Below are 19,289 nucleotides of genomic sequence, written 5' to 3' on the forward strand. Positions count from 1 at the left end.
GGATGCGATCGAATAGTGATCTGACATCACTTTCAGTAGTCGTATGATCGCCATTCGGAGCACTTCTCGAGCGCTGCACGGATGGAGAACGCGATGAGAGCACGGAGCGCGACCACAGCCCTGGTGCTGGCGGGCGGACTGGCGCTCAGCGCCTGCTCCTCCAGCGACGACACCTCCGCCTCCCCCGCGCCGGCGCCCAGCAGCGCCGCCGTGCCCTCGGCCGCGGCAACCAGCACCGTGGGGGCGCCCAGCAGCACCCCCTCGGCGACCACGCCCGCGCCACCACCGGTCACCACCGGCTCCACCTCCGCCACCCCGGTGAAGCCGGCCGCCTCCGGCTGCGCCCCGACCGGCGGCGGCGCACCCGCCACCTCCAGCACCCGGGAGGTGATCGACGTGGACGGGGACGGCCGTCGCGACACCGGGTGGCTCGACCGCGGCACCACCCTCGGCATCACCACCGCCTCCGGGGCCACCTTCAGCCTGCCCGTCGACCTGGCCGGTGGCGGGTCCCGCTCTGCGCTGGTGGCCGACCCCGACGGCCGCGGCAGCACCATCGCGGCCCTGGTCAGTGACGGCCGGACGGTGGAGCTGTTCGTGGTGCGCAACTGCGGGCTGTTCCCCGCCCACAACGCCCAGGGCGAGACCTACCGGTTCGACCTGGGCCTGCGTGGCAACGGCACCGGGGTGGGCTGCTCGCAGGTGCAGGGCAGCAGCGGCCGCACCCTGGTGGGGCTCAACCAGCGCCTGGACGACTCCGGGCAGTCGGTGGACGTCACCCGTACCCAGGTGTTGATCGAGGGCACCTCGGCCCGCAACGGAGCCAGCGACACAGTGGCGGCCCTGCCGGGATCCGGCGCGGCCGACACCGCCAGTGGCGTCACCTGCGGGGACCTGAGCATGGCGACCGACGGGATCCGCGAGCGCGGCTGACGCGTGGTGCCACCCGTGACCAGCACTGCTGCAGGACAACAGCTGGCGGGCTACGGTGGGACGTACTGCACGTCCGGCACATCGGGCGCGCTTCCGGCACAGCGACGTGAAGGAGACCTGTCATGGGACTTGCGGACAAGGCACAGAACAAGGCCGAGGAGCTCGGCGGCAAGGCCAAGGAGGGCGCCGGCAAGGCGACCGACGACAAGGACCTGCAGGCCGAGGGCAAGGGCGACCAGGCCAAGGGCAACCTGAAGCAGGCCGGCGAGAAGGTCAAGGACGTCTTCAAGGACTGAGCCGTCGGCGAAGTACGCAGAACGGCCCCCGTCCGTGGACGGGGGCCGTTCTGCGTCTGAGTCAGGTCAGTAGTAGTGCTTGCGGCCACCGACCGCGCGGCCCGCGGCACCGAGGGCGAAGAGCACGATGCCGACGACCAGGAGCACGGCACCGATGGTGGTGAGAACAGGCACGCTGACCAGCAGGCCGATAACCAGAAGGATGACGCCAAGGGTGATCATGACTCTCCTTTGTCAATGTCGGACAGACCCGAACGGGCCCACCCGGAGCGGTACGAACCGGATGCACCGCGGCCGCTGACCCTATTGATTGACAGATATGTCGGCAACCCTGCTGGTCACCGGGCCGCTGAACTCGACCTGCGCGCACGTTCGGCATTGTCCCAATGAGCATTGTCACGTTAAGGTGGTGACTCAGGCCACAGCAGCCGCCTCACCGGGAGCGACCATGAGCACCTCGACCACCTCCGCCGCCAGATCCGCGGCTAGCACCAGGAGCCGAGCCTGGCCGGTCACCGACCGCGGGCAGACCGCCACCCGGCTGCTCGCCTCCTCGGCCAAGAAGTCCTACGACCCTGCCGTGGACGTGGACTGGGCCGCTGAGGTGCCGGACGACCTCTACGGCCTGAGCCCGGAGTGGTCGTCGCTCTACGGGACGTCGCTGTGGGACCGGATGACCCACCAGCAACGGGTCACGCTCACCAAGCACGAGGTCGCCAGCATCAGCGGGGCCGGAATCTGGTTCGAGATGATCCTCATGCAGATGTTGGTGCGGGACATGTACGGCCGCGACGCCACCGAGCCGCACTTCCAGTTCGCCCTCACCGAGATCGCCGACGAGTGCCGCCACTCGGTGATGTTCGCCCGCGGCGCGGCCGCCTTCGGGTGCCCCTCATACCGGCCCCAGCGCCTGGTCCTCGAGCTGGGACGCGGCTTCGCCGCCACCGCCACCGGTGCCGTCGCCTACGGCGGCACGCTGTTCGTCGAGGAGCTGCTGGACGTGATGCAGCGCGACTTCATGAAGGACGAGCGGGTGCAGCCGATCAGCCGCACCATCAGCAAGATCCACGTGCTGGAGGAGGCGCGCCACATCCGCTTCGCCCGGGAGGAGATCGTCCGCCGCGTGCAGGACATCACCCCCCTGCAGCGGGCCCGGGTGCGTGCCGTGCTGGCCGCCACCGCCCTCACCGTGGTGGAGAGCCTGGTGCACCCGGACGTCTACGCGGCTGCGGGGCTGGACGTGCGGGAGGCGCGCCGGGCCGTGCGGAACAACCAGCACTACCACGCCCAGCTGCGGCACGGCGCGTCCCGGACGCTGTCCTTCCTGGACGACGTGGGGCTGGTCGGCGGCCCCTCACGGGTGCTGCTGCAGCGCGCCCACCTGGTCTAGGCGGGCATCTCGGCCAGCGCGCGCCGCAGCAGCTTCCCGGTGGGGTTGCGGGGCAGCTCGTCGAGGAACACCACGTCGCGGGGCACCTTGTAGCGAGCCAGGTTGCTCTTCACGTGGGCGCGCACCTGGTCCTCGTCCAGGCTGCTGTCCTCTGCCCGGACCACGAACGCCCGCAACCGCTGACCGAACTCCACGTCGCCCACCGCCACCACGGCGGCATCGACCACGCCGGGCAGCTGGACCAGCAGGTTCTCGATCTCCAGGGGGAAGACGTTCTCCCCGCCGGAGACGATCATGTCGTCGTCGCGGCCGTCCACGAACAGCCGGCCCTCCTCGTCGAAGTGCCCGACGTCGCCGCTGGAGAGCAGGCCGTCGATCAGCTCCTTGTGCCCGCCACCGGTGTAGCCGCCGAAGGCGAGCCCGCTGCCGGCGAAGATCCGGCCCTGGGTGTGCGGGGCAGTCACCTCGTGACCCTCCGCGTCGAACAGCTTGACCGTGCAGCCGTGCGGCGGCCTGCCCACGGTGCCCGGCGCTGCCCGCCAGTCCGCCGGCGTGGCCACGGTCGCCACGGCCACCTCGGTGGAGCCGTAGAGGTTGTGGATCACCTCGCCGAACTCCGCCGTGGCGCGCTCGCCCAGCGCCGGCGACAGCGCGGAGCCGGCGGTGAAGATGATGCGCAGGCAGGAGGTGTCGTGACGGGCCAGCACCTCCGGGCCGAGGTCGAGGATGCGCTGCAGCATGGTGGGCACCAGGACCAGCGCGGTGCAGCGGTGCCGGGCCACGGCGGCCAGGGTGGCCTCGGCATCAAAGCGCCGGCGCACCACGGTGGTGGAGCCCAGCCCCATCATGATGAGGAACTGCGACAGGCCGGTCCCGTGGAAGATCGGGGCGGCCAGAAAGGTGGCCTCGCCGCGGCGCAGCGGGATGCGCTCGAGGAAGTGCGCCGACGCCAGCGGGGAGCGCACCTGCCGGGGAGCGCCCTTGGGGGTGCCGGTGGTGCCGCTGGTCAGCAGCACCAGCCCACCGACCTGCGCGGGGCGCGGCACCGGCCCACTGTCGGTGGAGCTGATCAGCTCCTCCACCGTGGACAGCTCGGGGCGCGCCTCGTCGGTCCAGGCCAGGAAGCGCAGCACCGACTCCGGCAGCTCCGCCAGCAACCCGGCGAACTCCTGGTCGCACACGATCGCGGTGACCCCCTCGCGCTGGGCCACGTCGGCCAGCTGCGGGGCGCTGAAGCCGGTGTTCATCAGCAGCAGGCGCGCACCGATCTTGGCCGTCGCGATCATCGCCTCCACCAGCCCTGCGTGGTCGCGGCAGAGCACGGCGACCACCGATCCCGCGGTGATCCCCTGGGTGCCCCACGCACGGGCGAGGGCGTTGGTGCGCAGGTCCAGCTCGCGGTAGGTCAGCGAGCGTCGCTCGTCCACCAGCGCCACCGCGTCGGGCACCCGTGCGGCCGCCGCGACGGCGGCGCCGGCCACCGGCCCCAACCGCCGGAAGGCCACCATCGAGGCCAAGGTGTGGTCGGGCCGCGTCAGGTTCACCAGCCCGGCCCGTTGCATCACGGCGATGTTGTGCACCGGGTCGGTGACCTTGCTGAGCTCGTGCAGGACGCGCTGGGGCAGGGTGGGCATGGCTCCCTCAAGTGTGGCGTGGGTTACTCCGCCACGAACCTACCCGGAAAACAGTCCTAGCGGACGGTTAGTTTTCCGCGACCCATGAGATCCCTGCCCTTGTTGCTGCACAGCGGCTTTGGCAGCCAGTCGTGGCCTGCCGCGGGTGCGAGATCAGCGGCCCTGTGGTTCGACCACGTAGACCTTGAGGTCGTCGGGGACGCCCTTGACCCTGGTGAACCGGAAGGTCTTCTTGGGCCGGCTGCTGATCGCCTCTGCGTCCAGGCCGGCCAGCGTGGGCTCCGACACCAGGATCTCTCCGGCCGAGGCCTTCTCCACCAGCCGGGCCGCGACGTTGACGTCCACCCCCAGGTAGTCGCCCCCGATGGCCCGGGGACAGCCGGTGTGCACCCCGGCACGCAGCCGCAGCGTGAACCCGTCGGTGGCGACCTCGGCCAGCTGCTCGCGGGCCGCGACCGCCGCGTCGAAGGCGAGCTGGGCGGACGGGAACACCGCCATGACACCGTCGCCCAGCCGCTTGACCACTTGTCCACGGCGCTGCAGCATCGGCGGCTCGATGGCCGCGGAGACCGCGCGCAGCACGCGCAGCGCCTCGTCGTCGCCGGCGCGCAGCGCCCACGAGGAGAAGCCCACCAGGTCGGTGAACAGCAGCGTCACCTCGCTGCTGCCCTGGCCCTTGCCGAAGCGCTCCGCCAGCGACTGGTACAGCTGCAGCACGCCCAGGCCGGCCTCGCGGGAGGCGCGGGGACTCTCGTCGAAGAGCCGGTCAGCCACCCGCACCACGGTGGAGATGCCGCTGGTGCCGGCCACCGACAACGGGTCGCCGAGGCCAGGATCACCCGGCATGGAGTGCCGCAGGCGCCGCAGCACCTCCACGGCGCGGGGGTGGCGGTCGAGCTCCCGCACGTGCCCCACCACCCGGGTCGCGGCACTGCGAGCGCGGCCGGGTGAACGTTGCACACTCGGAACCTAGCCGATGGGGTGCCCGACGACGAGCGCCGCAGCGTTCGCGCTCGCCGAGCGGCGCGCCGGCGGTCGATATAGTCGTCCAGGTGACCGAGCACCGCATTGACGAGCTGGCCCGCCTGGGTGGCACGACAGTGCGCAACGTGCGGGTGTACCAGGACCGCGGACTGCTCCCGCCACCGCGCAAGCAGGGGCGCACCGGCTGGTACTCCGACTCCCACCTGGCTCGGTTGCGGCTGATCGGCCGGCTGCTGGACCGCGGCTACACCTTCGCCACCATCAACGAGCTGCTCACGGCTGTGGCCCAGGGGTGGCGGGTGGAGGACCTGCTGGACATCGAGCAGGAGCTGGCCGAGCCCTGGACCGACGAGCGGCCGCGACGGATGTCCGCCCTGGAGCTGCGGCGGATGTTCGGCAAGGAGGCGTCCCGCGCGGTGCTGCAGCGGGGCTGCGAGATCGGCCTGCTCACCCGGCAGGGCACTGGCTACCTGGTCAACAGCCCGCGGCTGCTCGCCGCCGGCCGGGACCTGGTCACCGCCGGTATCCCCATCGACGCGGTGCTGGACCTGGCCGAGGCGCTGCAGCACGACATGGCGCGCGTGGCGGAGCGCTTCGTCGACCTGCTGGCTGGACACGTGCTGCCCGACGACGGGCGGCCACTGGCCTCCAGCACCGAGCAGCTCAACGAGATCGCGGCCCTCATCCACCAGCTGCGCCCGCACGCCGCGCAGGCCGTGGACGCCACCTTCGGCCGTGCGATGAAGGAGGCCACCGCCGCCGCGTTCGACGCGGCCGCCTCCCGGCTCACCGAGGGCCCCGCCGCCGAGGAGCAGCGGGACGAGCGCGAGACCCCCAGCAGCGACTGAGCCCTGGGTCAGTCGGTCGAGCGCTCCGCCGCCCCGCCCAGCTGGTCGTTCATCACCTGCAGCTGGTCCACCATGCCGGCCATCCGCTCGCCGTTGAGCTGCCGCAGCTCCACCAGCACGGCCTCGAGCAGCTCGTTGGTGTGGTTCAGCGCGCCCTTCATCTCGTCGATCCCACTCTTGAGGTGGCCAAGCCCGCCCACGTCACCCAGCATCTGCGTCTCCTCCTGCTTGTCGGTGGGTCTCGAGCCGCGCGATCGAGCCGCCCGAGGTCCTCGGGCCACCCGAGGCACCCAACACCCAGTGTGACCATGCACGATGTCACCATCGTCCGCGCCACGCCGGGGATGGGTGCGGGCTCCGCACCCCCGCCCGGCGACGCGGAGCCGGTCGAGACGAGGAGAGCCCGTGTTGCGCAAGACGATGGTGATTGCCGGTGCCGCGCTGGCCGCCGGCGCCGGCCTGTGGCGGACCCAGGCCCACGCCGACGCCGAGGCGGTGCGGTCCGACCCGCAGGCCCCGCTGCTCGACGACCTCGACGTGCCCGGGGAGCAGCGCTGGGTCACCTCCACCGACGGCACCCGGCTCAACGTCGAGCTGCACGGACCGGAGGGCGCACCGGTGGTGGTCTTCGCCCACGGCTGGACCTGCTCCACCCGGTACTGGATCCCCCAGGTGCGAGCGCTCGCCGACACCTACCGGGTGGTCACCTACGACCAGCGCGGGCACGGTGCCAGCGGGAGCAGCCGTGGCCGGTTCACCCCCGAGCTGCTGGCCGCCGACCTCGAGGCCGTGCTCGAGAACGTGCTGGCGCCGGAGGAGCAGGCGGTGCTGGTGGGGCACAGCATGGGCGCGATGAGCATCGTGGCGTGGGCCGGGCAGCAGCCCGACCAGGTCTCCCGCCGCGTCCGGCGGGTGCTGCTGGCCAGCACCGCGCTGGACTCGCTGCTCACCGAGACCGCCGTGGTGCGCCTGCCCAGCCGCTTCCCCCGCCTCGCCGAGGCGATCGGCCGCGGCGCGGTGGGCATCCCCACGCCCTTCGGCCCGCCGTCGCCGCTGGCCTACCGCGCGGTCAAGTACGTCGCGCTCTCGCCCAGCGCCAGCCCGGCCCAGGTCGCCTTCTGCGAGGAGATCGTGCTCAGCAGCCGCACCCGCGACCGCGCCAAGTGGGGCTCAGCGCTGGCCCGCCTGGACCTGCGCGAGTCGCTCACCCACCTCACCGTGCCCACCACCGTGCTGGTGGGCACCGCCGACCGGCTCACCCCGCCCAGCCACGCCAAGCGGCTGGCCGAGGCGCTCAAGCGCGACGGCCACCTCGACCTGCTGGTGCAGCTGCCCGGCGTGGGGCACATGTCCAGCGTGGAGAACGTGGACGCCTTCAACGCCGAGGTGCGCCGGCTGCTGGAGGCCGAGCCCGCCGGCTGACAGAACCGGCGCCGAGGTGCCGCGGGGTCAGTCCACGCAGGGGATCCCGGAGCTGTCCGCCGGCAGCGCCTGGGGTCCGCTCGGGGTGACTGCCGGCGCCGCACCGGCTGGCGCCTCACCAGCCGGCGCCGACGGGGGCGCCAGCCGGGTCCTGGCGTCCTGCGCCAGTGCGGTGGGGACGCGGAAGCCCTTGCCCAGCACCACCTTCACCCGGCCGATCGGCAATGCCGGGTCGGGGGTGGCCGCCTGGGCACCCAGCAGCCCGGACACCACGTCGGCAGTGTCGCGCGCTCCCTCGCCGAAGGTCACCGCGGTGGCCTCGGCGGCGGTCACCTCCTGGGCGCCGGCCAGCATCCCGGCGGCCACCAGTGCCCTGGACACCGTGCTGGCCGCCCCCGAGCCGGCGGCGCTGTGCACGTCCACCGTGTACGGGCCGGCGAAGGCAGGCACTGGCGGATCCGGGTCCTGCATCCCGAAGGCGATGCGCACCTGCTTGCGCACGGCGGCGGAGTCCACGATGTTCACCGCCTGCCCGTCCACGGTGTCGAAGCGCTCCACTGGCAGGGTGGCGAACTCGACGTTGCCCCCGGTGAGGTTGGTGGCCTGCTGGACGAACGTGGGGATGTCCCACCCGGCGGAGAGCACCACGTCCTGCTTGACCACCTCGATCAGGCTCTGCAGCTGGGAGAAGTTGGTGAAGGTCCCGGCCCTGCTCAGCTTGTGGGTGACCGAGGCCAGGAAGGCCTGCTGGCGGCGGGTGCGGTCCAGGTCGCCGTTGGCCAGCCCGTGGCGCTGCCGCACGAAGGCCAGCGCCTGGGCACCGTTGAGCGTCTGGCGCCCGGCCACGAAGTCCGCCCCGGAGTAGTAGAGGTCGCGCACCGGGTTGTTCAGGCACACCTCCACCCCGTTGAGGGCGGTGGCCATGTCGTAGAACCCAGCCAGGTTCACCTCGGCGAAGTGGTCGATGGTGACACCCAGGAAGTCCTGCACGGTCTGCACGGTGGACCGCCTACCTGCCTCGCGCCCGGCGCTCTCCAGGGTGCGCCGGTCGGAGACGCCGGTGCGGGCCAGCTCGTCCTCGGCAGCGACCTTGGCGCGGCCGTAGGCCTCCTTGATCTTGACGTGGTCGCGCCCGGGGATCCCGCGCACCGGCACGTAGTCGTCGCGCGGGATGGAGAACGCCGCGACCGTGCTCCCGTCCCGGGGGATGTGCATGACGATGAGCGTGTTGGTGTTGTAGCCGCCCTCGGTGCCGTCGCCGGCGTGCAGCTGCTCGAGCACCTCCGCAGGCAGCTGCTCGCCGTTCTGGTCCTTGCGGGAGTCCAGCCCGATCAGCAGCACGTTCACCGCTCCGTCGGTGGACGGCGCCACGCCCTCGCCGCTGACCCCGCCAGCCAGCGCGTCCGAGGTGGTCATGCCCTGCGTGACGTCGCGCAGCACGTACCAGCCCACGCCGGTGCAGGCCACCACCGCCAGCGAGCAGAGCAGGGCCACCGACTGCAGCAGCAGCGACGCTGCCCGGCTGCGGCCGGCGGCCCGGAGGCGGTGACGGCCGCTCTGCTGCGGGGCCGGGCGAGCGTCCAATGGCATGCCTTCCGCACAGGGAGTAGTCCTGAGTATCTCGTGGTTCACCTGTGATTACCGTGAGTCCGGCCACTGCGCGTCCTCGCGTCCTGGTGGGCGGACACGCCCCTGTGACGCACGCACCGTGGCGTGTCGCTTTTGCCCCGGCTAGATCCGCTCTGCCCGCCCCGCATAATGAGTAGCGATGACTACTGCTCCGCTTCCCGACGCCCCCCTGCAGCCGCCCGTGGGGCCGCTCGCTGCTGCGCCCAGCGCACCGCGCCTGCCCCTGCGCACGGCGCTCGCGGTGCGCGCAGGCCGGGCCACCGCCTGGCTGTCCCGCCGCACCGGCCGCGGCGCCGGGCGCATCATCGGCGGGCGCGTCACCCTCGCCCTGGAGCCGGACGCGCTGCGCAAGCTCACGGCCGGGCGCCAGGTCGTGCTGGTCACCGGCACCAACGGCAAGACCACCACCACGGCCATGACCGCCTCGGTGCTGCGCCAGCTGGCCGACGTCGCCACCAACGACGACGGCGCGAACATGCCCGACGGGCTGGTGGCCGCACTGTGCGCGGCCCCGCGCGCGCCGTTCGCGGTGCTGGAGGTGGACGAGCCCTACGTGCCCGCCGTCATCGACGCCACCGACCCCGCCGTGCTGGTGCTGCTGAACTTCAGCCGGGACCAGCTCGACCGGGTGGGCGAGGTCAGCCACCTCGACGCCAGGCTGAGAGAGGCACTGGGCCGCCACCCCGCTTGCACCGTGGTGGCCAACGCCGACGACCCGGTGGTGGTGTCCTCCGCCGGCAGCGCCAACCCGGCGGAGTGGGTCAGCGGCGACGCGCTGTGGCTGCACGACTCCACCACCTGCCCGCGCTGCGCCCGGGTGCTCGTGCGCGACGGCCGGCACTGGGCCTGCGAGTGCGGGCTGCGCCGCCCCGAGGCCGGCTGGACGGTGACCGACACCGAGCTGCTGCGCGGGGGCGCCGTCCTGCCGCTGTCGGTGTCGCTGCCGGGCCGGTTCAACCGGTTCAACGCGGTCACCGCCATCGCCGCGGCCAACACCCTGGGCGCCGACCTGGACGCCGCCGTCGCGCTGATGGGGCAGATGGGCGCGGTCAGCGGCCGCTACAGCACCGTCACCCTGCAGGGCCGTGAGCTGCGGTTCCTGCTGTCCAAGAACCCGGCGGGCGCCACCGAGACGCTGCACATGCTCAGCGCCACCGACACCCCCGTGGTGGTGGCCATCAACGGCCGCGAGGCCGACGGCCGGGACCTCTCGTGGCTGTGGGACGTGCCGTTCGAGGAGCTCACCGGCCGCACCGTGATCGCCACCGGCGAGCGGTGCCAGGACCTGTCCGTGCGGCTGAGCTACGCCGGTGTGCAGCACGAGACCGTGCCGGTGCCGCGGCAGGCCTTGCTGCACGCACCAGAGGGGACCGTGGACGTGTTCGCGAACTACACCGCCTTCCGAGAGCTGATCGCGGAGGTGACTCCCAGTGCCTGACTCCGAGATCACCATCGCGATGCTCTACCCGAGCCTGCTGAGCACCTACGGTGACCGCGGCAACGCCCAGGTGCTGCTGCGCCGGCTGGAGTGGCGCGGCATCAGCGCCCGGGTGCTCGACGTCGACCTCGACGCCGACATCCCGGAGAGTGCCGACATCTACCTGCTCGGCGGGGGCGAGGACGGTCCCGGCCGCACCGCCGCCGCCCTGCTGGCCCAGCAGCCGGCGTTCAGCCGCGCGGTGCAGGCGGGTCGCCCGGTGCTCGCGGTGTGCGCGGGCATGCAGCTGATGGGCCACCACGTCGGCGAGCTGGAGGGCGGCTACCGCGGCCTCGGCCTGCTGGACGTCACCACCACCATCACCGCGCCCACCCGCACCATCGGCGAGATCGCGGTGCGCCCGGACGGCGACTGGTCCACCGAGCTGATCTCCGGCTTCGAGAACCACCGCGGCTCCACCGCCATCGGGCCCGACGCACGCCCGCTGGGCCGTGTGGTGCACGGCGTGGGCAACGGTGCCGGCGAGCCCGTGGAGGGCGCCTGCGCCGGCCACATCATCGCCACCTACCTGCACGGGCCGGTGCTGGCCCGCAACCCACACCTGGCCGACCGGCTGCTGGAGTGGGCGGTGGGCGCCCCGCTGGAGCCGCTGCCGATGCCGAACATCGACGAGCTCCGGCGGGAGCGCCTCGCCCGCGTCCGCTAGCTAGGCGGTCACCCTCGCCGCGACGCCCGCGTCCACCGGCACCACGATGCCGGTGAGGTGGGCACTGGCCTCCGCGGTGAGGAACAGCACCACCCGGCTGACCTCCTCGGACTCGATCGCGGGGACCGGCTGCACGTGCAACGACGCGAACACCGGCGCGACGTCGTCCCAGGTCGGGTTCTCCAGGTCACCGCGCATGAGGTGGTACATGGTGTCGTTGTGGATCATCGGGGTGGAGATGTTGCCCGGGGCCACCGCGTTCACGGTGATGCCGTTGTAGGCCAGGTCCTGAGCGGCCGACTTGGTGATGCCGATGACGCCCCACTTGGACGCGGAGTAGCCGATCATCCCGGGTCCGCCCTGGCGGCCGAGCATGGACGAGACCGTGACGATCCGGCCGTAGCCGCGCTCGATCATTCCCGGCGCCACCGCGGTGATGGTGTTGAAGACGCCGGTGAGGTTGGAGCCGATCACCTCGTCCCACTGCTCGGTGGTCAGGGTCTGCACCCCGCCCATCACCGAGACGCCGGCGTTGGCCACGGCGATGTCGATCTTGCCCAGCTCGGACTCCGCCCGGGCCACCAGCGCCTCCAGCGCGGGCCGGTCGGCGGTGTCCAGCTTCTGCGAGATGCACCGGCGCCCCAGGTCGGTCACCATCTTCTCGGTCTCGGCGAGCTCGGCCTCGGTGGCCAAGGGGTAGCGGACGGCAGGGCTGTCCTCGCAGCGGTCACAGATGACCAGGTCGGCACCGCGCTCGGCGTAGGCCAGGGCGTGGGCCCGGCCCTGCCCGCGGGCGGCTCCGGTCACGAGCGCCACGCGACCCTGAAAATCGTCCATTACGAGCTCCTCTGGTGATGACGTGTCGGCCACGTCGTCGTGACCGACAGCACTCATTGCACAGAGGTGCACCGACAGCGTCAAGCATCGCGCCCACCGCGGTGCCGGCGAGGGCTACCCATCCCGGTCACGACCCGGTAGCGTATGCATACATGCGCATGAATGCATCACCTTGCCAGTCCGGTCTCGCGGCGGGGACCGTGGCGAGCCATGGGTGAGACGCACGCAGAGCCCCGTCGCGAGGGCCGCAAGCACGAGGGGCGCAGTCACCAGGGGCACAGCCACGGGGTGGCGGCCAACGCCGACCGCCGATACCTGGCCATCGCGCTGGTGCTGCTGCTGGGCTTCATGGCCGTCGAGGTGGTGGTGGCGCTGGTGTCCGGCTCGCTGGCCCTGCTCGCCGACGCCGGCCACATGCTCACCGACGCCGGCGCGATCGCGGCGTCCATCTGGGCGCTGAACCTGGCCGCCAGGCCCGCCCGTGGGGTGTGGACGTTCGGCTTCAAGCGCGCCGAGATCCTCTCCGCTGCCGTCAACGGCATCACCTTGCTGGTGGTCGGGCTGCTGGTGGCCGTGGAGTCGGTGGACCGGCTGATCCACCCACCGGAGGTGGAGGGCGGGCTGGTGCTGGTGGTGGCGATCGTCGGCGTCGTGGTGAACCTGGCCGCCACCTGGGTGCTCGGCCGCGCCAACCGCACCAGCCTCAACGTGGAGGGCGCGTTCCAGCACGTGCTGACCGACCTCTACGCGTTCCTCGCCACCGCGGTGGCCGCCGCGGTCATCATGGCCACCGGCTTCACCCGCGCCGACGCCATCGCCTCGCTGGTGGTGGTGGCCCTGATGCTGCGGGCGGCCTACAGCTTGCTGCGAGCCTCGGGGCGCATCCTGCTGGAGGCGGCACCGGAGCAGGTGGACCTGCCCGCGCTGCGCAGCCACCTGCTGGAGATCGAGCACGTCACCGACGTGCACGACCTGCACGCCTGGAGCGTCACCTCCGACCTGCCCGCGCTGAGCGCGCACGTGGTGGTGGCCGACGGCTGCTTCGACAGCGGGCACTGCCCGCAGATCCTGGACCAGCTGCAGGCCTGCCTGCGCGGGCACTTCGACGTGGAGCACTCCACCTTCCAGCTGGAGCCGGCCGGGCACGCCGACCACGAGGACGGCGCCCACCCCTGACGGCCTAGAGGTTGTTCAGGTCGACCTTGGCCACCTGGCGCGCCAGCGCCGGGGTGAGCCGCGACATGGCCAGGAACACCTTGGACTCCGCGGTGATGGTGGCGACGGGGGTGTTGCGGTAGGTCGCCTCCACGATGTGCCGCGCCGCCCGCTCCGGGGTGTAGTTGCGCCGGCCGTAGGACTGCACCGCGTGCTCGCGCCGCTTCTCCTGCGCGGCCGGGCTCAGTCCCACGTGCTCGGTGCTGCGGGAGATGTCGGTGTCGATGAAACCCGGGCAGATCGCCACCGCCCCGACCCCGTCCGGGCCCAGCTCGGCCCGCAGGCACTGGGTGAGCATGAGCACGGCGGCCTTGGTGGTGGCGTAGGCAGGGTAGGTGCGCGAGGGTGCGTAGGCCGCCGCCGACGCGATGTTCACGATGCGTCCGCCCTGCCCGCGCTGCACCATCTGCGCCCCGAACAGCCGGGACCCGTGAATGACGCCCCACAGGTTGATGTCCACGATGCGCTGCCAGTCGGCGTCGGTGGTGGCCAGGAACGGGCCGGCCATGCCGATGCCCGCGTTGTTCACCACCACGTCCGGCACCCCGTGCTCGGTGCGCACCTGCTCGGCGAAGCTGGCGAAGGCCTCGCCGTCAGCCACGTCCAGGTGGTAGGCCGCCGCACTCACCCCGTGCCGACGGGCCTGGTCCACGGTCTCGGCGGCCGCGTCGTCGTCGAGGTCGGCCACCACCACGTCGGCGCCCTGGCGGGCGAAGGTCAGCGCCGTCTCCCGGCCCATGCCGCGGCCACCGCCGGTGACCACCACCAGCTGACCGGCGAAGCGCCGGCCCTCCAGCGCTGACGCGTGCGCCACCGCCAGGTCACGAGCCTGCGTGCCGTGCTCGACGTGCTCCACCAGCTCGCTGGTGCAGCGGGCGATGACGTCGGGGCGGCTGCTGACCACCCAGTGCCCGCCGGCGATCGTGCGGGTGCGCAGGTCGGACACCCACGGTGCGGGCGCCTCGGTCTGCATCGCGGCGGTGACGTAGCTGTCGCCGCTGGGGGCGAGCACCTGCACCGGCACGTCGGTGCGCTGCTCCGTGGGCCCGCCGATGCGCGAGCCCATGTTGGCGCGGTAGAGCTGCAGCCCGTTGATCTTGTCCGCGGTGGACCGGTGCGGGCGCACGTGCCGCCCGCTCGGGCTCTGGTGCCTGCGGATGTCGAGCTCCACCATCTGGTCGAGCACACCGGCGCGGCACGCCAGCTCCGGCAGCAGCGGCAGCTGGAAGAAGCCGATGTAGGTGGAGTGCAGCACCTGGCGCGCCAGTGCCTTCAGTGCGCGCGGGCTGGGCCGCAGCTGGTCGCGCATCCAGGCGCCCACGTGGTCCAGGCTGGGGCCGGAGACGGAGGTGAAGGAGGCGATGCGCCCGGCCAGGCGCGCCCCGGTCACCGAGTGCCAGGTCTGGATGGAGCCCCAGTCGTGGGCCAGCAGGTGCACGGGCCGCTCCGGGGAGACGGCGTCCACCACGGCGGCCAGGTCGGCGGCCAGCTGCTCCATCCGGTAGGCGCTGCGGCCGCGGGGCTTGTCGGAGTCGCCGGCGCCGCGGACGTCGTAGGTGACCACCCGGTAGCGCTGGCGCAGCTCGGCGACCACCCCGTCCCACACCGAGCTGTTGTCCGGGTAGCCGTGCACGCAGACCACCGTGGGCACGTCCGGGTCGGTGCCCCGCCCCGCGGGGTCCCGCACCTCGTGCACGTGCACGGCCAGGCCGACGCCGTCGGTGGAGACCACCCGGCGAGTGCTGCGACCGGGCTTCGGTCGCTCTGCCGCGGTACCGCGGCCCGCCGTCGTCACGCTGCCGGCCCCGGCACTGCTCATGTCTCTGCTCGCATCCACCGTCGTGACCTTTCGGCAGGCCCTGCGAAGTGTCAACCGCAGCCAGCGGTGGGAATCAGTCCCAGTTGCTCCTACCGTCGGTGAGGGAGGCCCACCGACGCCGTCGCCCGGGAGCGGCGACGTCACCGAAGGGAGGCAGGCCATGGATGCCGCCGACGTGTTCGTGCTCGCCGACAACGCCCTCAACGACGTGGTGCAGCAGCTGCGGGAGGAGCACTGGACGCTCTCGTTCCCGCCGGCGCTCACCACGCGGCCGGCCGCGCCGCTGAGCCTGTGGCAGGTGATCGGGTACCACGCCTACGACGACGCCTGGGTGCCGGACATGCTGGCCGGGCGCACCATGAAGGACGTCGGCCCGGGTCGCTACGACGGGGACCTGCTCGGCGACTCCCCCCAGCGCGCCTTTGCGGCCCTGGTGGAGCGGGCCTGCGCGGCGGCGTGTGCGGTCGACGACTACGACCGGGTGGTGCACTGCAGCTTCGGCGACGTCTCCGCGCGCGAGTACTTCTGGCAGACCAGCTACTTCCGGGGCATCCGGGCGCACGACGTCGCCAGGGTCATCGACGTGGACAGCGTCCTGTCGCCCAGCCTGGTGCGGGCGCTGTGGGAGGCGCTCAGCCCCCGCGTCGCGCAGTGGCGCGCCGCCGGCGTGCTGGGGCCCGAGGTGCCGGTGCCGGCCGGTGCGCCGCTGCACGACCGGCTGCTGGGCATCACCGGACGCGAACCAGCCGGCGGCTGAGGCCGGCTCGCACGGCGTCCACCCGCTCGCGCACGGTGACCTCCCCCAGGCGGTGCACCGCCATCGCACCCAGCCCGGCCGCCACCAGGCAGGCAGTGGCGCCGAGCAGCAGCCCGGCCCGCCCGCCCAGCTCCTCGCTCACCCAGCCGGCGATGGGCCCGCCGATGGGGGTGGAGCCCAGGAACGCCACGGTCCACAGCGCCATCACCCGCCCGCGCATGTGCGGGGCGGCTTCCAGCTGCAGCGTGGAGTTGCCCTTCGACATCACCGCCACGCTGGCGGCGCCGACCAGGCCCAGGCACAGCAGCGCCGTCACCAGGTTGGGGGCCAGCGCCGTCAGCAGGATGGTCAGCCCAAACACCACGGTGCTGGTCACCAGCGTGCCCAGCCCGGTGCGCCCGCGGGCGGCCACGTACAGGCCGCCCACCACCGCACCCAGCCCCATCGCACCGGTCATGAACCCGTAGGCCTCCGGTCCGCCGTGGAACGTGGTGTCGGCCAGGATGGGCAGCACCACCTGGAACTCGTAGGCCAGGCAGCCCACCAGGGCCATCATCAGCAGCGGGATGGCCAGCGTCGGGGTGCGCCGCACGTAGGCGAAGCCCTCGCGCAGCTGACCCTTGCCCCGGGTCGCCGGCGGGGACGGCTGCAGCCGGGACACGTCCAGGGCGAGCAGCGAGAGCACCACCGCGATGAAGCTGACGGCGTTGATGAAGTAGCAGACCGCCAGTCCGCCGGTGGCGATGATGAGGCCGGCGGCCGCGGGCCCGATCGCCCGGGCGGAGTTCACCAGCACCGAGTTCAGGCTGATGGCGTTGCGCAGGTGCTCCGGGCCCACCATCTCCAGCACGAACGCCTGGCGCGCCGGGTTCTCGAAGGTGTTGTTCAGCCCGAGCAGGGCGGCCAGGACGTACACCTGCCACAGCTGCACCGTGTCGGTGTAGATGAGCAGGCCCAGGACCAGAGCGAGCACGCCCATCATCGACTGCAGGCCGATCATCAGCCGCCGCTTGTCCACCCGGTCGGCGATGACGCCGCCGTAGGGCCCCAGCAGCAGGATGGGCAGCGTCTGCAGCGCCACCACCGTGCCCAGGGCAGTGCCCGAGCCGGTGAGCTCCAGCACGAGCCACGACTGGGCGACGACCTGCATCCAGGTGCCGATGAGCGAGACGGCCTGGCCGAAGAAGTACCTGCGGTAGTTGGGGTTGGCCAGCGAGGAGAAGGTCTCCCGGCCGAGCGAGCGAGCGGCCCCGGTCATCGGGGCCCGCCCTCGACCACGCCCAGGAGGGTCTCCAGCGCTGCCGCCGAGGAGAGCAGCGTCTCGCGCTGGTCCTCGGGAAGCGCCTCCAGGCTCGCGGCCAGCAACCGGGTCCCCTCGGCCCGGATGCGCAGGAACACCTCGCGGCCGGGCTCGGTCACCTCCACGGTGGCCGCGCGGCGGTCCTGCGGGTGCACCCGGCGCTCCACCAGCCCCTGCTCGTCCAGCTTGGCCACCACCCGGGAGAGCATCGTGGGGTTGACCCCCTCGATGTCGGCGAGCTCGCCGATGCCCAGCGGACCCCGGCGGACCACCGTGCCGAGGATGGACATCTGCGAGCGGCTGAGGTCACCACCCCGGGAGCTGCGGTCCAGCCACCGGGAGGTGCGCCCCAGCGCCGAGCGCAGCCGCGCCACGTCCTCCGTGTTCACCGGTGTCATGCTCACCTCAGGTTCCCCTTACACTTACTTGCCAACAAGCATATGCCTCTCCCCTCGTGCCCGACCACCCAACCTGAGGAGGCCGCGGTGACGCAGCCAGCCACCAAGCCCAAGCGCGCGCCCATCGCCACCGAGGTGCTCTCCAGCACGCGGCTGAGCCCGCACATGGTGCGCGTGGTGCTGACCGGCCCGGGCTTGCGCGACTTCCCGGTGGGCAGCTGCACCGACCACTACGTGAAGCTGCTGTTCCCGCCCGCCGGCGCCAGCTATGGCATGCCCTTCGACGTGGAGCAGGTGCGCGAGCAGCTGCCCAAGGACCAGTGGCCGTGCACCCGGACGTTCACGGTGCGCGCCTACGACCCCGCGGCCACGACGCTGACCCTGGACTTCGTGGTGCACGGCGACACCGGGCTGGCCGGTGCGTGGGCGCTGCACGCCCAGCCGGGCGACCAGATCTCGCTGATGGGCCCCGGTGGTGGCTACACGATCGACCCGGACGCCGAGGAGCACCTGCTGGTGGGCGACGCCACCGCGCTGCCCGCCATCGCCGTGGCGCTGGAGCAGCTGCCGGCAGGTGCCCGCGCGCAGGTGGTGGTGGAGGTGGACGGCCCCGCGGACGAGCAGGAGCTGCCCAGCGCGGCCGACATGCGGGTGCGGTGGTTGCACCGTGGTGACAGCACCGATCCCGACCTGCTGCTGGCGGCCGTGCGCGAGCTCACCGTGTCCCCCGGTGCACAGGCCTTCGTGCACGGCGAGGCAGCCGCCGTCCGCTCGGTGCGGCGCTACCTGCGCACCGAGGTGGGCATCCCGGTGGCGGCGCTGTCGGCGTCGGGCTACTGGAAGCGCGGCCGCACCGACGAGGTGTGGCGGGCGGAGAAGAAGGAGTGGAACCGCTTGGCGGAGCTGGACGACCAGGGGCGCTAGACCGGGGTCATGGCCGCGACCAGCCAGCGGCCGTCGACCTTCTCCATGGTCAGCACCAGCCGGCTGCCCGACATCGACGGGTCCGGCGCGTCCTGGGTGGTGGTGGACTGGTTGAGGTAGACCAGCGCGTCCACCTTGTCCGGGCTCGCGGTGGAGGCTGCCGCTCCCACCACGGTGGCGCGGGTGGTCACGGCCTTCTGCTTGGCCGCCGGAACGACCGTGGCGGTGGTGACCTTGGTGTAGTCGTCGCGGAACGAGCCCGTGGTGCGCTCCGCGGCGTTGCGCAGCTCGTCGTCCACGGTGGTGTGGTCGTAGGACAGCAGCGCGACGGCGCTGTCCGAGGCAGCCTGCACGGCCTCCGTGCGCGCCTGCTCCAGCGCCGTGGTCTTCAGCTGCGGGTGCAGCGGCCAGCCGGTGGTGCGCTGGGTCAGGAGCACTCCGACCACCACCGCCAGGGCCACGACCACCAGGGCACCGGCGCCGAGCAGCGCCCGGCGCTGCACGCCGTCGGCCAGCGGCGAGGCGGTGGTGGCCCCCCTCGTGGCGGCCGGCTTCGCCGTCGCGGACCCAGTCTTGGCTCCGGCGGTCGCGGCCGTCTCGGTCTCGGCCTCAGCCGACCCGGTCTTGGCAGCCTCGGCCGACTCGATCTTGGCCGTCTCGGTCTTGGCCGTCTCGGTCCCGGCAGACGCGGTCTCCGACGTCTCGGCCGGCTCCCCGTCCTCGGTGTTGGGCAGCTGCTCGTCGCGGCCCCTGCGCATC

The 19,289-nt window shown here is 72.5% G+C and carries 21 protein-coding genes; 10 read left to right on the top strand and 11 right to left on the bottom strand.

Annotation, left to right across the window (positions count from 1 at the left end; translation table 11 throughout):
• Nucleotides 1-32 precede the first annotated feature (32 nt).
• Complete coding sequence (locus ELX43_RS16865; protein WP_127784427.1) at nt 33-422, bottom strand: hypothetical protein; 390 nt, start codon at nt 420-422, stop codon at nt 33-35.
• On the opposite strand from ELX43_RS16865, the gene ELX43_RS16870 reads away from it, so the two are divergent.
• Together ELX43_RS16870 and ELX43_RS16875 are read left to right on the top strand one after the other, a co-directional pair.
• Entirely contained in the window at nt 397-933 is a 537-nt protein-coding gene (locus tag ELX43_RS16870; protein WP_127784428.1) for a hypothetical protein, read from the top strand. The genes ELX43_RS16865 and ELX43_RS16870 overlap by 26 nt on opposite strands.
• A gap of 122 nt (nt 934-1,055) precedes the next feature.
• Nucleotides 1,056-1,229, top strand: coding sequence for a CsbD family protein (locus ELX43_RS16875; protein WP_127784429.1), 174 nt, complete (start codon nt 1,056-1,058; stop codon nt 1,227-1,229).
• Between the two features lie 66 nt (nt 1,230-1,295).
• Here ELX43_RS16875 and ELX43_RS17715 read toward each other — a convergent pair whose 3' ends face one another.
• Nucleotides 1,296-1,451, bottom strand: coding sequence for a DUF6131 family protein (locus tag ELX43_RS17715; RefSeq protein WP_164860688.1), 156 nt, complete (start codon nt 1,449-1,451; stop codon nt 1,296-1,298).
• A 226-nt stretch (nt 1,452-1,677) separates the two neighbouring features.
• Here ELX43_RS17715 and ELX43_RS16880 point away from each other — a divergent pair, with 226 nt between their 5' ends.
• Nucleotides 1,678-2,619: a diiron oxygenase gene (locus tag ELX43_RS16880; protein WP_127784430.1), complete on the top strand. Its 942-nt coding sequence runs from the start codon at nt 1,678-1,680 to the stop codon at nt 2,617-2,619.
• Here the strand turns inward: ELX43_RS16880 and ELX43_RS16885 are convergent.
• Together ELX43_RS16885 and ELX43_RS16890 are read right to left on the bottom strand one after the other, a co-directional pair.
• Nucleotides 2,616-4,253 carry an acyl-CoA synthetase gene (locus ELX43_RS16885; RefSeq protein WP_127784431.1) on the bottom strand — a complete coding sequence of 546 codons (1,638 nt, stop codon included), beginning with the start codon at nt 4,251-4,253 and terminating at the stop codon, nt 2,616-2,618. The genes ELX43_RS16880 and ELX43_RS16885 overlap by 4 nt on opposite strands.
• 153 nt (nt 4,254-4,406) lie before the next feature.
• A complete protein-coding gene (locus ELX43_RS16890; protein ID WP_241249368.1) occupies nt 4,407-5,159 on the bottom strand; it encodes an adenylate/guanylate cyclase domain-containing protein in 753 nt (250 codons plus the stop codon).
• Nucleotides 5,160-5,305: 146 nt separating this feature from the next.
• Here ELX43_RS16890 and ELX43_RS16895 point away from each other — a divergent pair, with 146 nt between their 5' ends.
• Nucleotides 5,306-6,085: a MerR family transcriptional regulator gene (locus tag ELX43_RS16895; RefSeq protein WP_127784432.1), complete on the top strand. Its 780-nt coding sequence runs from the start codon at nt 5,306-5,308 to the stop codon at nt 6,083-6,085.
• 8 nt (nt 6,086-6,093) lie between these two features.
• Here the strand turns inward: ELX43_RS16895 and ELX43_RS16900 are convergent, their stop codons facing one another.
• Nucleotides 6,094-6,297 (bottom strand): hypothetical protein, encoded by a 204-nt coding sequence (locus ELX43_RS16900; protein WP_127784433.1) that lies wholly within the window; start codon nt 6,295-6,297, stop codon nt 6,094-6,096.
• A gap of 193 nt (nt 6,298-6,490) precedes the next feature.
• On the opposite strand from ELX43_RS16900, the gene ELX43_RS16905 reads away from it, so the two are divergent.
• Nucleotides 6,491-7,507, top strand: a complete 1,017-nt coding sequence (locus ELX43_RS16905; protein ID WP_241249378.1) for an alpha/beta hydrolase — start codon at nt 6,491-6,493, stop codon at nt 7,505-7,507.
• A 27-nt stretch (nt 7,508-7,534) separates the two neighbouring features.
• On the opposite strand, the gene ELX43_RS16910 is transcribed toward ELX43_RS16905, so the two are convergent.
• Nucleotides 7,535-9,097: an LCP family protein gene (locus ELX43_RS16910; RefSeq protein WP_127784435.1), complete on the bottom strand. Its 1,563-nt coding sequence runs from the start codon at nt 9,095-9,097 to the stop codon at nt 7,535-7,537.
• 178 nt (nt 9,098-9,275) lie between these two features.
• Here ELX43_RS16910 and ELX43_RS16915 point away from each other — a divergent pair, with 178 nt between their 5' ends.
• Nucleotides 9,276-10,574, top strand: a complete 1,299-nt coding sequence (locus ELX43_RS16915) for a MurT ligase domain-containing protein (protein WP_206518055.1) — start codon at nt 9,276-9,278, stop codon at nt 10,572-10,574.
• The gene (locus ELX43_RS16920; RefSeq protein WP_127784436.1) at nt 10,567-11,280 is read left to right on the top strand and encodes a glutamine amidotransferase; all 714 of its coding nucleotides are present in this window, start codon (nt 10,567-10,569) and stop codon (nt 11,278-11,280) included. The genes ELX43_RS16915 and ELX43_RS16920 overlap by 8 nt, the downstream gene beginning before the upstream one ends.
• Here the strand turns inward: ELX43_RS16920 and ELX43_RS16925 are convergent, their stop codons facing one another.
• Nucleotides 11,281-12,117: a mycofactocin-coupled SDR family oxidoreductase gene (locus ELX43_RS16925; RefSeq protein ID WP_127784437.1), complete on the bottom strand. Its 837-nt coding sequence runs from the start codon at nt 12,115-12,117 to the stop codon at nt 11,281-11,283. It abuts the gene before it with no gap.
• A gap of 210 nt (nt 12,118-12,327) precedes the next feature.
• Between ELX43_RS16925 and ELX43_RS16930 the strand changes: the two genes are divergently transcribed.
• The gene (locus tag ELX43_RS16930; protein ID WP_127784438.1) at nt 12,328-13,293 is read left to right on the top strand and encodes a cation diffusion facilitator family transporter; all 966 of its coding nucleotides are present in this window, start codon (nt 12,328-12,330) and stop codon (nt 13,291-13,293) included.
• A 4-nt stretch (nt 13,294-13,297) separates the two neighbouring features.
• Here the strand turns inward: ELX43_RS16930 and ELX43_RS16935 are convergent, their stop codons facing one another.
• Nucleotides 13,298-15,151: an SDR family oxidoreductase gene (locus ELX43_RS16935; RefSeq protein ID WP_127784439.1), complete on the bottom strand. Its 1,854-nt coding sequence runs from the start codon at nt 15,149-15,151 to the stop codon at nt 13,298-13,300.
• 160 nt (nt 15,152-15,311) lie between these two features.
• Here ELX43_RS16935 and ELX43_RS16940 point away from each other — a divergent pair, with 160 nt between their 5' ends.
• On the top strand, nt 15,312-15,908 hold the full coding sequence (locus tag ELX43_RS16940; protein WP_127784440.1) for a TIGR03086 family protein: 597 nt from the start codon (nt 15,312-15,314) through the stop codon (nt 15,906-15,908).
• Here ELX43_RS16940 and ELX43_RS16945 read toward each other — a convergent pair.
• Both ELX43_RS16945 and ELX43_RS16950 read right to left on the bottom strand, forming a co-directional pair.
• Nucleotides 15,880-17,166 (bottom strand): MFS transporter, encoded by a 1,287-nt coding sequence (locus tag ELX43_RS16945; protein WP_127784441.1) that lies wholly within the window; start codon nt 17,164-17,166, stop codon nt 15,880-15,882. The genes ELX43_RS16940 and ELX43_RS16945 overlap by 29 nt on opposite strands.
• Nucleotides 17,163-17,597, bottom strand: a complete 435-nt coding sequence (locus tag ELX43_RS16950) for a MarR family transcriptional regulator (protein WP_241249389.1) — start codon at nt 17,595-17,597, stop codon at nt 17,163-17,165. Before ELX43_RS16950 ends, ELX43_RS16945 begins: the two co-directional genes overlap by 4 nt.
• A gap of 96 nt (nt 17,598-17,693) precedes the next feature.
• Between ELX43_RS16950 and ELX43_RS16955 the strand changes: the two genes are divergently transcribed.
• Nucleotides 17,694-18,530 (top strand): siderophore-interacting protein, encoded by an 837-nt coding sequence (locus tag ELX43_RS16955; protein WP_241249392.1) that lies wholly within the window; start codon nt 17,694-17,696, stop codon nt 18,528-18,530.
• On the opposite strand, the gene ELX43_RS16960 is transcribed toward ELX43_RS16955, so the two are convergent.
• Nucleotides 18,527-19,288 (bottom strand): hypothetical protein, encoded by a 762-nt coding sequence (locus ELX43_RS16960; RefSeq protein WP_241249394.1) that lies wholly within the window; start codon nt 19,286-19,288, stop codon nt 18,527-18,529. The genes ELX43_RS16955 and ELX43_RS16960 overlap by 4 nt on opposite strands.
• Nucleotide 19,289 lies beyond the last annotated feature (1 nt).

Origin of the sequence: Rhodococcus sp. X156 (genome assembly GCF_004006015.1) — a bacterium.
Lineage (GTDB): Bacteria > Actinomycetota > Actinomycetes > Mycobacteriales > Mycobacteriaceae > X156.

Excerpts from the sequence above, each read along its gene's own strand:
- ELX43_RS16875 (WP_127784429.1), top strand. The coding sequence starts at position 1,056 with ATGGGACTTGCGGACAAGGCACAGAACAAGGCCGAGGAGCTCGGCGGC.
- ELX43_RS17715 (WP_164860688.1), bottom strand. The coding sequence starts at position 1,451 with ATGATCACCCTTGGCGTCATCCTTCTGGTTATCGGCCTGCTGGTCAGC.
- ELX43_RS16880 (WP_127784430.1), top strand. The coding sequence starts at position 1,678 with ATGAGCACCTCGACCACCTCCGCCGCCAGATCCGCGGCTAGCACCAGG.
- ELX43_RS16885 (WP_127784431.1), bottom strand. The coding sequence starts at position 4,253 with ATGCCCACCCTGCCCCAGCGCGTCCTGCACGAGCTCAGCAAGGTCACC.
- ELX43_RS16900 (WP_127784433.1), bottom strand. The coding sequence starts at position 6,297 with ATGCTGGGTGACGTGGGCGGGCTTGGCCACCTCAAGAGTGGGATCGAC.
- ELX43_RS16910 (WP_127784435.1), bottom strand. The coding sequence starts at position 9,097 with ATGCCATTGGACGCTCGCCCGGCCCCGCAGCAGAGCGGCCGTCACCGC.
- ELX43_RS16915 (WP_206518055.1), top strand. The coding sequence starts at position 9,276 with ATGACTACTGCTCCGCTTCCCGACGCCCCCCTGCAGCCGCCCGTGGGG.
- ELX43_RS16925 (WP_127784437.1), bottom strand. The coding sequence starts at position 12,117 with ATGGACGATTTTCAGGGTCGCGTGGCGCTCGTGACCGGAGCCGCCCGC.
- ELX43_RS16930 (WP_127784438.1), top strand. The coding sequence starts at position 12,328 with ATGGGTGAGACGCACGCAGAGCCCCGTCGCGAGGGCCGCAAGCACGAG.
- ELX43_RS16935 (WP_127784439.1), bottom strand. The coding sequence starts at position 15,151 with ATGAGCAGTGCCGGGGCCGGCAGCGTGACGACGGCGGGCCGCGGTACC.
- ELX43_RS16940 (WP_127784440.1), top strand. The coding sequence starts at position 15,312 with ATGGATGCCGCCGACGTGTTCGTGCTCGCCGACAACGCCCTCAACGAC.
- ELX43_RS16945 (WP_127784441.1), bottom strand. The coding sequence starts at position 17,166 with ATGACCGGGGCCGCTCGCTCGCTCGGCCGGGAGACCTTCTCCTCGCTG.
- ELX43_RS16960 (WP_241249394.1), bottom strand. The coding sequence starts at position 19,288 with ATGCGCAGGGGCCGCGACGAGCAGCTGCCCAACACCGAGGACGGGGAG.